Consider the following 294-nt stretch of genomic DNA (forward strand, 5'->3'; position numbering starts at 1 on the left):
GTCTTTCCTTAGCTGAATAAGGTATTGGATTTTTTTTTGTTTTTTTAATTCTTTTATATGGTGTTACTTTTAGTTCAACCCCTGCATTATTAAAGTCAGGTTCTTTATCACTGTTTAATTCATACATAAAGTGATACTTTTCTATTATTTGCCCTAATCCTCCTTTACCTTTATATTCTTCATGTGCATCAGTCAAAATTTCTCTGAATGTTAAACCTTCTATTTGTTTGGCATAACTCTCAATTGATTTGGGTGAATACTCTACCCTACGATGAGTATTCACCCAAATCAATT

1 protein-coding gene is annotated in these 294 nt (G+C 30.6%); it reads right to left on the bottom strand.

What is annotated here, in order from left to right; genetic code table 11:
* A partial coding sequence (locus AACQ14_RS23990; RefSeq protein WP_339366059.1) for a MutH/Sau3AI family endonuclease occupies positions 1-294 on the bottom strand: 294 nt, incomplete at both ends.

The sequence above is a fragment of the Vallitalea maricola genome, from assembly GCF_036985595.1.
Taxonomy (GTDB): Bacteria; Bacillota; Clostridia; order Lachnospirales; family Vallitaleaceae; genus Vallitalea; species Vallitalea maricola.